The following is a 12,731-nucleotide window of genomic DNA, read 5'->3' as shown; positions in this document are numbered from 1 at the left end:
TTACCTCCTTGCTACTTTGCTTTAGCTGGTTCTGTTGCCTTAACTCCTGTATTTACGTAGATAGTTTTTTCTTTGTTTTCTAAAACCCATAAATCATGGTGTCTTCTGTAATCGCCTAACCAAGCATTTGCTTTTTGGTTTGTGTTTGGATCAAAGATTCTCATTGTATCTATCTTAGTAATTGCTAGTGGCGTAGTCTGAGCAACTATCAAAAAGTTAATTGGCACTGCACTATCTGTAGGGGCAAATCCACCTGCTTCTTGCCCTGCTGTTTTTCCGTCATTTAAAGTTATTTCAGTAATCATTTTGTTATCAGTAGTTGGTATTATAGGACAACCATCTATCTGATTTACTCTAGTTTCTACACCATTTACAGTAAATGTAACTGTATTTGCTACTGTAGGTTTAACCATTTCAAATTCATTTAATGTGTCATAATTCATATGGATTACTAACTGTCCGCTGTAGCCAGTCTTTCTTATTTTCTTGATTCCTTCTTTTACTTTTCTGATTACATCGTCACTCTTTGGTGTATATCCGCTTTCGTTATTATCTTTATGTTTCATTGCTACTTGTGCTAACTTAGATAGTCTATATGCGTCTATTTCAGGGGCAACCTGTGTGCCCTGAAACTCTTTCATCATCTTGCCTATCATTAAGACACCGCCTGTTTCGTCCACATCTCTGACATCAATTGTAAAGCTTCTTCCTCTGTCCTGTGTCATTGTTAGTGTTTGATATCTTAAATTGACATCTCCACCAACATATCCGCCTGATTGACTTCTGTCATAATTAGCCAGTCCGTCAATAGTCATGATTGGCACTTTTACTTCATTCCCACCATTGTACTGTACTTGTCCTGCGTTAGAATCCATCCAACCTGTTACCATTGCTTGTAATATGTGTTCATCTAATTTCTTTTCGTATAATTTTGTGTATTCTATAATATTTGGCATTATCTATATCTCCTTTTATTTAAACATATTTTCTATTTCTGATTTTATTAAATCGTCTGTGTTCCCACCTGTTCCGCTAGGTGTGTAAGTATATGGACTATTGCTACTGGAGTTATCTGTAGTATCAAATAAATATCCATCTGTCCCTCTAAGAGCTTCTATTTTTTCATTCAGTCCTTTTATGCTTCCATTTTCGTCAATCTCTGCTGTATCTAAATCAATTCCTAACATTGCTTTTACTGCTGTGTTATTTTTTGCTTTTGCACCAGTCAAAGCCATGTCTAAGGCACTATTAAACTTAGTTTCTTTTATTTCTTTTGCATATTGCTCGTCTTTTTGCTTATTAGCTTCTTTTAGACTTTCAATAGTTGCCTTTAATTCATCAGGATTAACCTTTTTCAAATCTTCAAGTTGCTTATCTCTTTCTTTTAAATTGTCATTAGATGTCTTTAATTGTTCTTCTAATTCTTTATTTTTAGCTTTTTCAGCTTCTACATCTAATCCATTTAGTTTAAATACACCTTCTATTTGCTCTTGTGATAATCCTAATTCTATTAACTGTTCTTTCTTCATGGTATTTATCTCCTTTTCTACATAAGCGTTTTAGGACGTTGCTGTGTCCTTGTAGTCTGATTTTTAGGTATCAGTAAACCAAAATATTTGCATAAAAAATAGACCTTTTAAAGTCTTATCTAGGACTTATTTACTTTAACTCTTTATTTAATCTTTTCTGTAAGAGCATCCATAATTACATCCAAGTCACTATCTGTTTTAGCTATATTTAAACTATCCATATATAACTCTACTGTCATTGTTGGAACTTCTTCTACTGGAATGTTTATTTGTAAGCTTTTTACGCATTCTATTTTATTTCCGTTTATTTTTAAATTAAGCTCTCTCTTGGCTCCAATATTAAAATTAAAATCTAGTTCTACATCTGCTAATTTCATAATCTAATCTCCTTTTTTGTATTAAAAAAGCACCTAAACTCTAATTGTCTAAGCGCTTTTTATAATATTTCTATACTTTCTATTTCTGATTGAAGTGCAAATTTATCTTCTCCTATGAACAATGTTGGCTCTTCGTCTTCATCTTCTGGTCGCATATAGTATGTGCATTTACCTTCAAATTGATTTCCACCAGTGAATATAATTTTCACATCTTTGCCTTCAGCTTTTTTCATATCTTCTATGCTAATCATTTTTAGTCTCCTTTCTTGGCATTATATGAGTTCCCTTTCTCTTGGAATATGATATTGAGAAATATTTAGTTAAACTTTTTTCTTTCGTTTCACTATCAACGTCGTATCCTATCGGCTTATCATGATAAAAGAACTGTTTTTCCATCCACTTATCTGTATTAGCATTTCTTCTTATCTCTCCAGTACCAGCATACTTATTTACAAGCTCTTGAGGATTAATATTTTCTAATAAATAGCTCTTACCTTCATAGTTATTATGTCCTTTTATATGCTTTCCTTGACGTCCATCATGGATATTTAAATTATACTCTGTCTTTATCTGATATTTAAGCTTAATATCTTTCCAATCCTTACTATTATTATACTTCAAATCTTGGTATTTATCAAAGCTTTGAGGTATATCTTTACCTAGTATTTTTCTGTATTTTCTATGTTGTTCTCTATCTGAAAATCTATTCTTGTAAGCCTTCTCTTTAGCTAGATATTCAGGATCACTCTTAACATATTTGTCATACCATTCATTATAGCTCATATCTTTGACTCTAACGCTCTTACCATGTTTATCTCTAGCCATTCTTTCAACATCTTCCATATCGTCAAAATACGGCGCTGTAGTAGTTCTGCACCGTATGTGAAACGGTGGAGCATTTATTCCTACCTGTCTGTCTTTTTCATCAAATACCTTATGGTCTAGACTTCTACATAGATCAGATGTTTTTATATCAAGTGTTGCTACTATCTGATATTTCTCTACTTCTAAATCTTTAAAACACATCTCCTGTGCCTTTTGTTGAAAGTGTGCGGTTTCGGTATATAAAAGAGTTTTAGCATGGTCTTTTTTAACATCAAAGGCCTTTGCAAGTTCGCTTACTAACTTTTTAGGATGTTCTCCTCTTATTAGTCCTTGAGTAAGTTTCTTATCCAAAAAGTCAACAAGTTCTGGTCTATGTTTACCCCATATTCTTTTTGAAAACTCTATTCCATCAGGTGTCCAAGGTTTATGGATAAATTGACTTATCATGTTGTTATCAAGCATATATAAATCAGTAACTACATTAGTTCCTTTTGCAATCTCATAAGCATTTTTATAATAACTCTCTTTTAAGTTATCTATTATGTTCTCGCTTATTTCTTTTTCCTCTAGTGCTACAAAGTTTTCTGTATAGTTTCTTAAAGCTGTCTGCATTGCCTGTAGCCTTGATATATGATATCTACTACTCATATTGATTAACTCTTTTTGCCAATTCTCATGGACTGCATTTTCTTTTCCCATTTTAATATAATCTGCTACAGTATATTTAAATTCAGCTAATTCTTCGCTATTGAGTAACTTTTTGCTTTCAGCATAATTGAGCTCATTGTTATCAGCAAATTTCATCAACCAATACCACATATCTTTTTGTAGAGATACTTGTAAATCTTTATTGATTTTTCTTATTCTTTCAGCAGTACTTGTGGTGTTTTTATGTAGATGTTCTTCTAAGGCTTTCATTCTGTCAGCCCAGTATTTGCTATTCTTCAACTACACCACCGCCAAGCTGTTTTTCATAGTCTATCTCTGCTTGAGTTTGTATATCTTTCTTTTTTTCTTCTTCAAGAAGCTTTATTGCTTCTTCCACGTCTTCTACAAATGGATGATGTGTTAGTATCATCTTCATAGGAACAATGCCTACGCTTTGCTGTGCTATTTGAGCAAGCTCTAAGTCATTTGATATTCTGTTTCTATGTATATATATCTGTATCTTGCTTATAGCTATACCTTTGTATTTACATATCTGTTCTATGAGTTCTTCGATAGATGGAATGAATTCAGTTTCTAATAGTCCTGCTTTTAGATCTAATTTTCTATAAAAAAACTTAAGAGCTACTCCACTAGCATTTCCCACCTTCTCGCTATCTTGCTGTAGTCCTTGTCCACTTTCGTATATCTGTTTTTTAAGTTCTTCAAGGATTACCTTTCTAGCTTCGACTGGTATTTCTATCTGCATAGTTTTAAAGTCGCCTTTGCCTGTTTGTGGGTCAGTATCAAGATTAAGCACCTTATATCTCTTTAGATTGTCCTTGAACTCATCTAAATCTTCACCACCATAATTTTCAAGTATATATAATATTTGTTGTACATCTTCTAAGTCATTAGCAAAACCACTCATTACCCTATCGTATAAATCTACTAAGCTTTTATATTTATCTAAATCACTTGTTTCAAACTCATTATTTGCAAACTTAATGAAAGGAACTTTACCAAACGTATGAGTTATCTTTATAGTTTCTATATCAGTATTATCTTCTAACTCTTTAAGCTTATATTTCACCATTTCAGTATCAGTCCAATACTCAATAAAATATACTTTTTTCTCTTCGTTGTCTTCTTTATCTTCTCTTTGATAATATCTAATAACACCTTCTAGCTTTCTATCAAGTCCCAATCCATCATTATAAATCGGCACTATTTCTTCTGCATTTACTTTTGCGTATCTAAATAGACCATTATCATTAACCCAATAATGTAACCATGCTAAACCACAATTAGAAGCTTCTATGCATAATGATTTAAGCATTCTTGATAATTGGTTTTCCACATATTCTCTTATGCTTTCGTTGTTCTCCCTATTATCATTAATATCTATTGTAGGCTCATCTGAAAACAAGTAACTTGCTTTTTCATCTACAAGTATTTGGTGGAAGTTATGTGCTATTCTATTGTCAGCATTTCTCAAGATATCATCTTTAATCTTAGTTACTGTATCACCGTTAACGCCTTTGTCTAACACGTCAGACTTATTTAAGTAATATTTTTTGCCTGTTGCAAACTTATCTATTTTACTTCTGTATTTCTTTATTCGCTCTATCAATTCTTTTAATTCCAACTTCTCACCTCCTTAATACCTCTTTGATTTAAGAACTTTAACTCCTGATGATTTAAGTGCTGTTTCTGCTATCCCAGTCAGTACATCCGCACAGTCATCATGCTTATTCTTTCCTTCTTTCTGATACTTGATAACATCTTTTGCAAATTCTGGAAACTTATTTCTCCATGTTTCAGGCACATAAATATGTTGATTTACCCAACTTGAATTAGATAGTATCCTTGCTTGCTTGTTTTTAGATTGATGAAACCACCTTATAACTGTTTTATTAGTTTTAAGTTCATCTTTCATTATCCTTTCAACATTTCTAGCGTAAGTTCTGCCGCCATTATTCGATTCTATAGTTGATTTATTTACACCATTTTTATGCATCATCTTAGCTTGCTTTTTCTCTGTTATTTCCATTGGTTCTTTTGTGTATAAAACGTCAATTATATACACCTCATTATCAAGACTAACTCCATAATCAATGCTACATAGGTAATCATCTCCAGTATCAGCTGTATCAGTATAGTTATATATGTATTTCAGTTCTGGCAGTTCGCTATAAGTCTTTAACTCATACAATTTACCCTTTATATCAATAGGCTCTTGCTGATAGTTAGCGCTTGCTATATCTTCACCCATTGCTTTAGTTTTAAGTAAAAATGATTTTTTGCTAAGTATTTCTTCACACAACATTGTTCCGTCATCTTGCATGGCTTTCATATTAATGTGTTTAATCTTATATCCAAGCTCCTTAAATTCTTCTAAAGCTCTACCTGCTAAGTCATCACTAGCCCAACGTGTCATTATTATAATTATTTTTCCGCCTTCTTCTAGTCTTGATAACATGGTATTAGAAAACCAATCCCAATGTTTTTCTTTTACATTTTCGTTATATGCTTCTTCTGCATTTTTTATTAAGTCATCTATAATTAAAAGTGAAGCTCCAAAACCTGTTGCTGTCCCTGTAGGTGATGTAGCAAGGTAGTTATTATATCCACCTTCTAAGCTCCACAGGTTCATTGATCCATCACCCTTTTTTATTTTTCTATCAGGGAATATATCAGTATATACAACTCTGCTTTCATCTGCTTTTTCCTCTTGAATTGTGTTTCTAACATTCTTAGAGAAAACAGTTGATAGTGTTTCGTTATACGACCCTGTCATTATCTTTTCTTCAGGATGTTCTCCTAGTATCCACTCTACAAAACAACCTGCTGTCCTTGACTTTCCGTGTCTGGGTGGTTCATTTATAATCAATACATCATATTCATCTTGCTCATAAAACCCTTGTAGGTCATTGCATAAGTCCACTAGAAACTGCCTATTTTCTTTGTAAAAGTTAGGTGCTTTTAAGTTGCAATAAAAAAAGAACTCACGCCTTGCAAGTTCAATCTTTGCCCTTTTCTGTATTTCTTTTTTAACCATCATCAGCACCAGCCAGCTTTAACAATTCTTCTTTTGTCATTTCTTTAAATGGATCTAAATGCTGTTGTTTTACATCTGCTTGAACATTCACATCTCGTTTTTCAGTAGGTTTATATCCTGTTCTATCTAATATATTGCTTGCAACACTATATCTAACATGTTCACTTTCTGCATTTAAAAGAGAGTGCATAGTTCTGATTGAAGGAGCTACTAATTCTCCTAAATAAGACTCTTCTTCTTCCGACTTCATTTCTTTGAATTTGTCCTTATTTTTCCAGCGTGAAACTGTTTCTTCTGCTACGTCAAGTTCTTCTGCTATTTCTCTTTGTGTTAAACTAGTTCTAACCATTAGAAACACACACTTTTCCATCTTAGTACTCATCTACGCACCCCCTCTCAAACTTGACTTTTCTTGACTTTTTTTATTACCCAATCGCGTTGATATTTTAGTATCAACGCAATCTATTACCCCGTCTACTAATGGTAGGTGGGCGGTTTATTGCAATGAAAAAGAGCCTTAATTGACTCTCTTCATTCCTTCTATTATTTCTCTGATTGTTCTCTCTTTATAATTTTTTTTATTATTTAACATTACTTATTCCTCCTTATCATAATAATTTGCTATATACTTGTATTATCCAATGCAGACGTAATTAAAACTGTATTCTCTTCAATTCCAATTTCTTTGTTTATTCTTTTATTGCAATAGATATTGTACTCTCTTTTATTTTCTAATACTTTCATCAAAGGCCAAGAAATTGTACCAAAGAATTCATTCGTATCCAATTTTTCTAAATATTTAATAGTTGTTTCCACACAATCATCTGAATTTTGTAATATTTTTTTAGCTATCTTGAATTCATCACCTTTTCCTCGAACATTATATTTTTCTAACTCTTCTTCTACTTCGCTATATTTATTATTTACCTTAAAAAATAGATAATAGTTTATTTCTGCCAACATTTTATCAAATTCATCATATTTTTTATCATTTCTAATATTCTTATATATTTCAGGAATCGCATTATTATTCCTTTTTATGTTTTTTAGGAGTTCCTTATTTATTATATTAAAAATATCACTTTTATCTTTTTCTATAGACATAAGAAAAGCACAAAATATATATGTACCAACTTCTTCTATAGTCTTCATCTTCTCAAGCAAATATTCTTTATTATTGTAATGATTTATATCAATTCCTTTTTTTATTTCTTTAACATACCTAAAATCCACATTTTTTATATAGTGGCTATTTACTATTCCATCAGCATGCACTAATAAATTTCGTCTTTGGTATAATTCATTTATGCTTTCTATTTTTTCATCATCTATCTTTTTTATCTTACTTTCTATATTTGTAACCTTTTTAATTTCATTATACCATTTTACAAAAGATTCCCTAAACATTCGATCTAATTCGGAATCTACTAAAAATACTCTTGATTCTTCTATATCATCAAATTTTTTCAATTCTTTAAACGATAGGCTTTTATTTTCAATTAAATTCACGTCATTACCATTCAAATAATATGTTTTCAATAGTTTAGAGCACATATTTTCAAAAATTATGCATAAGTTAACTAATACATTTATATTCTTAAGTTTTTCTTTATGCAAAATCTCCCCTAACACATTAGATTCTGCAAAACAGTTTGTAAAGAATTTAATTGCCGCCTCATTATCATTTTTAATTATTACTTCGTCATTTTTTATCTCAAAATTTTCATATATAAATTTACTATACTGGCTAGCTTCCATCAACTTATCAGTCATTTCATATAATTTCGTTATTTCCCCAGATTTCTCCTTAGAATCATGCTCTCTACTTTCTAGCAAAATTCTATAAATAATAGGTGAAACTTCATAATAAAGAGCGTCTCCTATCGAACGTTTCTGTTTTACATCCTTTGATAATACTTGTTCTATCTCTAATTTTGTTTCACTATTTAAATACATGTTTTCGATGTTCTTTAATTGAATTATGAAATCATTATATATATTATGCCAGTTAATCACAAACACGTCCCCCAATTATGTTTTATTTTTATAAATATATCATACCAAAGGAAAACAATCTCTGCAACCTCCATAGTTAAATCATATAAAAAAGAGAACCTAAATTAATAAGTTCTCTAATATAAAATATTCCTAGGAGGAACATATGAAGACTTAATTTGAGAGAGCCATAGCTAGCCCTCTCCCATTAATGAAACGCATTAATTAAAATATATTCGGAGGAAAACTGGCTTTTCAGTTTTTCCATAATACCATTATAGCACCATTTTTTACTTAATATCCCCAGAATTCCTGTGATTTTATTCTGAAAATCTTACTCTAGAGCATTTTGAACTGTTTTTCTATAAATCTAAGAGTTCTGTCAGGGTTTAAGCTATTAATAACGCTTAGTATAATACTATTCTTTATTGAATAAAAAGTACTATTGCTTATTCCCATTCTATTTGAAATTACATCTATACTTAGCTTTCCTTCTGTTTTTTTAAATTCATAATCAAACAATATCTTTTGGTCTGAGTCAAGATTGTTAATTGCTATATCCATTTTCTTTTTATGTATTATCATCTTTCTTTTCTTCGCCTCAACTTCTTCAATTCTTTTCTCACGATCTAATACTTCATTTTCTACTGTCTTACTTATATTATAAGTAGGAGCTAACTTTTCTCCCTCATATGATATACCACTGCATCCAGTTATATCGTTTTTTATTTCTTCAATTTGTAGGTCATATTGTTTAATGTCTGATTCTAATCCTTTATAATCATACAGCCACTTTTTCACTATTTCATATTCTTCATCCTTGATTTCAGCCATCTTTTCACCTACCTTATTTTTTATATATCTCTATTCCATATATGTAAATCTAATTCTTCATATAATTTCTCTAGCATATTTTTTCTATGTTTGTAATATGTATCTTTGCCAAAGTTCAACCTATATATTTTTTCACGTTTAGTGATATATCCTTTTGGACTAAATTCTGCTTCAAACACTTTTTTTTCTTGTTCTGTAAGTTTATTTATTATTAGGTCCATTCTTTTTTTAGATATCTCTAATAGCTTTTTATCTCTTCTTAGCTCTTCTAACTTCCTTTCTTTTCTTATGATTTCATTTTCTACTGTGCTATATTTTTTATCTTTTTTAAATAATTCGCCAGCATATAATGATTCTGACTTATAGCCTTGAACATTGTGTTCTAATTCCATAATATCTAATTCATAATGATTTATTAACCTTTCCATTCCTTTGTATTCTTTAATGGTATCTTCAATCTTTTTTATATCTTCTTTTTCCATTTTTCGCACTCCTAAAGTTGCAGACTCACTCCTTTTTGCCCTCGCTCTATTTCTTACACATTCTTCCATTATGGGTTCTTGTCCGACAAGTTCTTTCAGTTTCTGCTTTTTAATCATCACTCCTACCTTATTTCTAATAATCTTCTATTATTTGAATAACTTTCCCTTATTGGTCTACCTGCTATTGTTGTTTCAAATAATAAATGGTGCTTGTATATCCCTACCAACTTCTTTGTTCCTTCTGATGTGTAGTTCTTATCTCTTCCATTGTAAGTAATAGTTCTTATATTATATTTTTTGCCTATTTCTAAGTCCTTATACTTCAATTGATTTGCCGTATTTATTTGTTCATCTTTTCTTTTTCCGTGTTTCTTAGCTCTTTCTTTCTGCCTCTCTCTTACATAGAGCCTCATAACTTCCATATCTCCATCTGAAAAAGACCAAACACCACACACATTTATGCCACAGTTTATTTCTCCACTTTTTAAGTATTTAAGAATGTTACTCTGTGTATCTTCTACATACTCTTTTAATTCCTTTATTGAGTTCTTTCTGAATAATTTAAGTGTATTATCTATTTCAAGTAGTTCTTCTTTGCTACACGTAATTCCCTTTCCACTTACACCGTATCCTAGTTTAAGTTTGCCTTTTTCTCTAAGAGCTTTTAACGTATGCATCGAAATGTTATATTGTTCTGTTAATCCTCTTAATGTCACTATTGGCATTATTAATACCTCCTAAAATGGTACGTCATCATCTACAGCTGAATACTGTGCTTGATTGTTTCCTGTATTTCCTCCGTTACCGTCTTCATTCTCGCTACGTTTCTCTAGTTTCTGAACATACATACCTGCTACCTTTGTAAAGCTTCTTTTCTCTCCATTAGGAGTTTCATATTTATCTACTCTAATTGATCCCTGAACCCCTACTAGAGTTCCTTTAGTTATATAATTCGCTGCATATTCTCCTGATTTTCCCATTATCTCAACTGGTATAAAATCAGTAGTAGTAGAGCCATCTTTGTTTTTATAATCTCTATCAATAGCTATCGTAAAACTCGCTACTGGTGTGCCTGAACCTGGTATATATTTAAGTTCAGGTTCTTTTGTTGTTCTTCCAACCAAAACTACATTATTCATATATTTACTCCTTATATTTCTTTAAATATATATTCACTATATTTTTTTAGAAACAATTTCTTTTTCAGCGAATACACATCTGTTTTCATTCCCTTAACATCTTCAACGTAAATTTCACCATCTCTTTTATACATAAAATCTGCTACGTACTCAACCTTTCTAATAGCTTTACCATTATGTTTGAATTTATCTTGAAGTAAGAATCTAGGCTGCAACTCTAAATCAGTTATATCTCTGCATCTTTCTAGTAGCTTCAATTCAGCATATCTATTAGCTTCTTTTCTTGAATCGAACTTTATCCCATCTATTTCAACTTTCTTATTTCCGTACTTGTTATATTTCATATACTCACCTATGCTATGTCATCATAATTGCCACGTATATTTCTTGAATCCGATATTCTTATATCTTCGCCTCTAGCCGTTAGTAATAGCCCTTCATCTTTTAGTAATATATTTATTTCATCTTTGCAAAATGGAGTTACTTCACATATTCCATCTGCTAAATTTACTAGAGTAAGATATCCATCATCTGCTTCAATCCCAAGTAAATACATATTGCCACTAATATCATTCACTATATCTCCTATCTTTATGTTATTCTTATTTGGCTTTATATCTATTCTCATTTCTACTCCTCCTCTGATTTAAAGATAATCCCATAATTATCTCTCATATCGTCAATCACTTTATTTAAATCTAACTCCCCTGATTCCACTTCTTTTAGCTTGTCCGTTAGGCTGTCGTTAAATCGCTGTAGCCTTACCTTGCCCCAGCCTTGCTCTCTCAATACAGATAATGGCAAAATAAATAGCATCCCAAATATTGTATCGATAGCATCATCTGTTGCTTTTTTCTTGATTTCTTCAATTTCTGAATCTGTCAAAAACCGCTTTTTCTTTTTGTTCCTGTCATTTCTTCTTTTCTCTGCTCTATTCATTTTTTAATGAATCCTTTCTATGTCATCCTTCCATACAAGCATCAAGCTAGAAGTGCTTTTAAAATCAATAATGTAGCACTCTCTATTCATTTCAATGTAAGCATTTGTAATAATAGCCATTTCGCCATATTCACGAATTTTTTTGTTAATTATTTTTACATTATCGCCCTTTTTAAATTTCATTCCGTTAATCATTGAGTCAATTCTTTCATTTTCAGTTTCTAAATATTTTGCTATTTCTTCTAAACTCTTGAAATATTTCCCACCATTTCTTTTTACCATTTCACCAACTTGATTTAACGATCTGTACTTGCCTTCAGTCCATCCGTTATCAGCATTACCCAATAAACAAAATATTGTCTCTCTTGGTTTTTTATTACTATCATCAACAACTTCTGCTATTGAATATACTCCTGTCATTTCAGGTGTAATTGTATATAAACAAAAATCACAAAGTTCTCTTTGCTCCCTCTCTTCTTCCATAGAATCTTCTGTCCAGTCATCAACAACTGGATTGAAGTAATCAATTGTAAGCATCGGGATTAATTCATCTCTCCATGTGCTATTATTGCAAGTTCCGCCTAAAAATACCTTCATAATCCAATCTCCTTTATCCCTCTAAATAATACTTATGTTGGTGTAATAGCAACATCTTTTTTCTTTTCGACAAATTATCTTTTCTAATAAATTTTGTATGCGTTATCGTCCCACAATGGACGCACTGGACAAGATAATTCCCTCGCCTGTTGCCAATAGCAAGCATATCAGACTCACAGTGCTCGCACCTGTTAAAAGCAACCTTGTAATCTTTATTTTTCATAGTTTTCACCTCTTTTAAGATCCCTAAAACTATCTCTTTTGCAGCTTTCTCACCATTTCATTGAGTTCCTCGTCGCTTTTTTCTC

General features: G+C 31.3%; 17 protein-coding genes. All 17 read right to left on the bottom strand.

The features are described 5' to 3' along the window. Nucleotides 1-11: 11 nt before the first annotated feature. Complete coding sequence (locus tag C0982_RS09540) at nucleotides 12-956, bottom strand: hypothetical protein (protein WP_101773991.1); 945 nt, start codon at nucleotides 954-956, stop codon at nucleotides 12-14. A 15-nt stretch (nucleotides 957-971) separates the two neighbouring features. Next, entirely contained in the window at nucleotides 972-1,529 is a 558-nt protein-coding gene (locus C0982_RS09535; RefSeq protein ID WP_101773990.1) for a phage scaffolding protein, read from the bottom strand. Between the two features lie 143 nt (nucleotides 1,530-1,672). Further along, nucleotides 1,673-1,906: a hypothetical protein gene (locus C0982_RS09530; protein WP_101773989.1), complete on the bottom strand. Its 234-nt coding sequence runs from the start codon at nucleotides 1,904-1,906 to the stop codon at nucleotides 1,673-1,675. A gap of 59 nt (nucleotides 1,907-1,965) precedes the next feature. Continuing rightward, on the bottom strand, nucleotides 1,966-2,157 hold the full coding sequence (locus tag C0982_RS09525) for a hypothetical protein (RefSeq protein ID WP_101773988.1): 192 nt from the start codon (nucleotides 2,155-2,157) through the stop codon (nucleotides 1,966-1,968). Next, nucleotides 2,150-3,679 carry a polymorphic toxin type 50 domain-containing protein gene (locus C0982_RS09520; protein WP_101773987.1) on the bottom strand — a complete coding sequence of 510 codons (1,530 nt, stop codon included), beginning with the start codon at nucleotides 3,677-3,679 and terminating at the stop codon, nucleotides 2,150-2,152. The genes C0982_RS09525 and C0982_RS09520 overlap by 8 nt, the downstream gene beginning before the upstream one ends. Beyond that, nucleotides 3,669-5,024: a phage portal protein gene (locus C0982_RS09515; RefSeq protein ID WP_101773986.1), complete on the bottom strand. Its 1,356-nt coding sequence runs from the start codon at nucleotides 5,022-5,024 to the stop codon at nucleotides 3,669-3,671. Before C0982_RS09515 ends, C0982_RS09520 begins: the two co-directional genes overlap by 11 nt. Nucleotides 5,025-5,036: 12 nt before the next feature. After that, entirely contained in the window at nucleotides 5,037-6,440 is a 1,404-nt protein-coding gene (gene terL, locus C0982_RS09510) for a phage terminase large subunit (RefSeq protein WP_330399829.1), read from the bottom strand. Then, nucleotides 6,430-6,819 carry a phBC6A51 family helix-turn-helix protein gene (locus tag C0982_RS09505; protein ID WP_101773984.1) on the bottom strand — a complete coding sequence of 130 codons (390 nt, stop codon included), beginning with the start codon at nucleotides 6,817-6,819 and terminating at the stop codon, nucleotides 6,430-6,432. Before C0982_RS09505 ends, terL begins: the two co-directional genes overlap by 11 nt. A gap of 239 nt (nucleotides 6,820-7,058) precedes the next feature. Further along, nucleotides 7,059-8,453 carry a hypothetical protein gene (locus tag C0982_RS09500; protein ID WP_101773983.1) on the bottom strand — a complete coding sequence of 465 codons (1,395 nt, stop codon included), beginning with the start codon at nucleotides 8,451-8,453 and terminating at the stop codon, nucleotides 7,059-7,061. A 318-nt stretch (nucleotides 8,454-8,771) separates the two neighbouring features. Continuing rightward, the gene (locus C0982_RS09495; RefSeq protein WP_101773982.1) at nucleotides 8,772-9,266 is read right to left on the bottom strand and encodes a hypothetical protein; all 495 of its coding nucleotides are present in this window, start codon (nucleotides 9,264-9,266) and stop codon (nucleotides 8,772-8,774) included. A gap of 20 nt (nucleotides 9,267-9,286) precedes the next feature. Further along, on the bottom strand, nucleotides 9,287-9,865 hold the full coding sequence (locus tag C0982_RS09490) for a hypothetical protein (RefSeq protein ID WP_101773981.1): 579 nt from the start codon (nucleotides 9,863-9,865) through the stop codon (nucleotides 9,287-9,289). A 5-nt stretch (nucleotides 9,866-9,870) separates the two neighbouring features. After that, entirely contained in the window at nucleotides 9,871-10,473 is a 603-nt protein-coding gene (locus C0982_RS09485; RefSeq protein ID WP_101773980.1) for a hypothetical protein, read from the bottom strand. Between the two features lie 12 nt (nucleotides 10,474-10,485). Next, entirely contained in the window at nucleotides 10,486-10,887 is a 402-nt protein-coding gene (locus C0982_RS09480) for a single-stranded DNA-binding protein (protein WP_101773979.1), read from the bottom strand. Between the two features lie 11 nt (nucleotides 10,888-10,898). Next, complete coding sequence (locus C0982_RS09475) at nucleotides 10,899-11,231, bottom strand: DUF1064 domain-containing protein (RefSeq protein WP_101773978.1); 333 nt, start codon at nucleotides 11,229-11,231, stop codon at nucleotides 10,899-10,901. An 8-nt stretch (nucleotides 11,232-11,239) separates the two neighbouring features. Beyond that, complete coding sequence (locus tag C0982_RS09470) at nucleotides 11,240-11,515, bottom strand: hypothetical protein (protein WP_101773977.1); 276 nt, start codon at nucleotides 11,513-11,515, stop codon at nucleotides 11,240-11,242. A 2-nt stretch (nucleotides 11,516-11,517) separates the two neighbouring features. After that, on the bottom strand, nucleotides 11,518-11,826 hold the full coding sequence (locus C0982_RS09465) for a hypothetical protein (protein WP_101773976.1): 309 nt from the start codon (nucleotides 11,824-11,826) through the stop codon (nucleotides 11,518-11,520). A 3-nt stretch (nucleotides 11,827-11,829) separates the two neighbouring features. Continuing rightward, on the bottom strand, nucleotides 11,830-12,423 hold the full coding sequence (locus C0982_RS09460) for a nucleoside 2-deoxyribosyltransferase domain-containing protein (protein ID WP_207653249.1): 594 nt from the start codon (nucleotides 12,421-12,423) through the stop codon (nucleotides 11,830-11,832). Between the last annotated feature and the right edge of the window lie 308 nt (nucleotides 12,424-12,731).

Source organism: Peptostreptococcus faecalis (assembly GCF_900240845.1).
Classification (GTDB): Bacteria; Bacillota; Clostridia; order Peptostreptococcales; family Peptostreptococcaceae; genus Peptostreptococcus; species Peptostreptococcus faecalis.
This window is presented reverse-complemented; position numbering and strand designations above follow the sequence as displayed.

Excerpts from the sequence above, each read along its gene's own strand:
- C0982_RS09460 (WP_207653249.1), bottom strand. The coding sequence starts at position 12,423 with ATGAAGGTATTTTTAGGCGGAACTTGCAATAATAGCACATGGAGAGAT.
- C0982_RS09525 (WP_101773988.1), bottom strand. The coding sequence starts at position 2,157 with ATGATTAGCATAGAAGATATGAAAAAAGCTGAAGGCAAAGATGTGAAA.
- C0982_RS09495 (WP_101773982.1), bottom strand. The coding sequence starts at position 9,266 with ATGGCTGAAATCAAGGATGAAGAATATGAAATAGTGAAAAAGTGGCTG.
- C0982_RS09470 (WP_101773977.1), bottom strand. The coding sequence starts at position 11,515 with ATGAGAATAGATATAAAGCCAAATAAGAATAACATAAAGATAGGAGAT.
- C0982_RS09485 (WP_101773980.1), bottom strand. The coding sequence starts at position 10,473 with ATGCCAATAGTGACATTAAGAGGATTAACAGAACAATATAACATTTCG.
- C0982_RS09475 (WP_101773978.1), bottom strand. The coding sequence starts at position 11,231 with ATGAAATATAACAAGTACGGAAATAAGAAAGTTGAAATAGATGGGATA.
- C0982_RS09535 (WP_101773990.1), bottom strand. The coding sequence starts at position 1,529 with ATGAAGAAAGAACAGTTAATAGAATTAGGATTATCACAAGAGCAAATA.
- C0982_RS09540 (WP_101773991.1), bottom strand. The coding sequence starts at position 956 with ATGCCAAATATTATAGAATACACAAAATTATACGAAAAGAAATTAGAT.
- C0982_RS09480 (WP_101773979.1), bottom strand. The coding sequence starts at position 10,887 with ATGAATAATGTAGTTTTGGTTGGAAGAACAACAAAAGAACCTGAACTT.
- C0982_RS09465 (WP_101773976.1), bottom strand. The coding sequence starts at position 11,826 with ATGAATAGAGCAGAGAAAAGAAGAAATGACAGGAACAAAAAGAAAAAG.
- C0982_RS09505 (WP_101773984.1), bottom strand. The coding sequence starts at position 6,819 with ATGAGTACTAAGATGGAAAAGTGTGTGTTTCTAATGGTTAGAACTAGT.
- terL (WP_330399829.1), bottom strand. The coding sequence starts at position 6,440 with ATGATGGTTAAAAAAGAAATACAGAAAAGGGCAAAGATTGAACTTGCA.
- C0982_RS09530 (WP_101773989.1), bottom strand. The coding sequence starts at position 1,906 with ATGAAATTAGCAGATGTAGAACTAGATTTTAATTTTAATATTGGAGCC.
- C0982_RS09490 (WP_101773981.1), bottom strand. The coding sequence starts at position 9,865 with ATGATTAAAAAGCAGAAACTGAAAGAACTTGTCGGACAAGAACCCATA.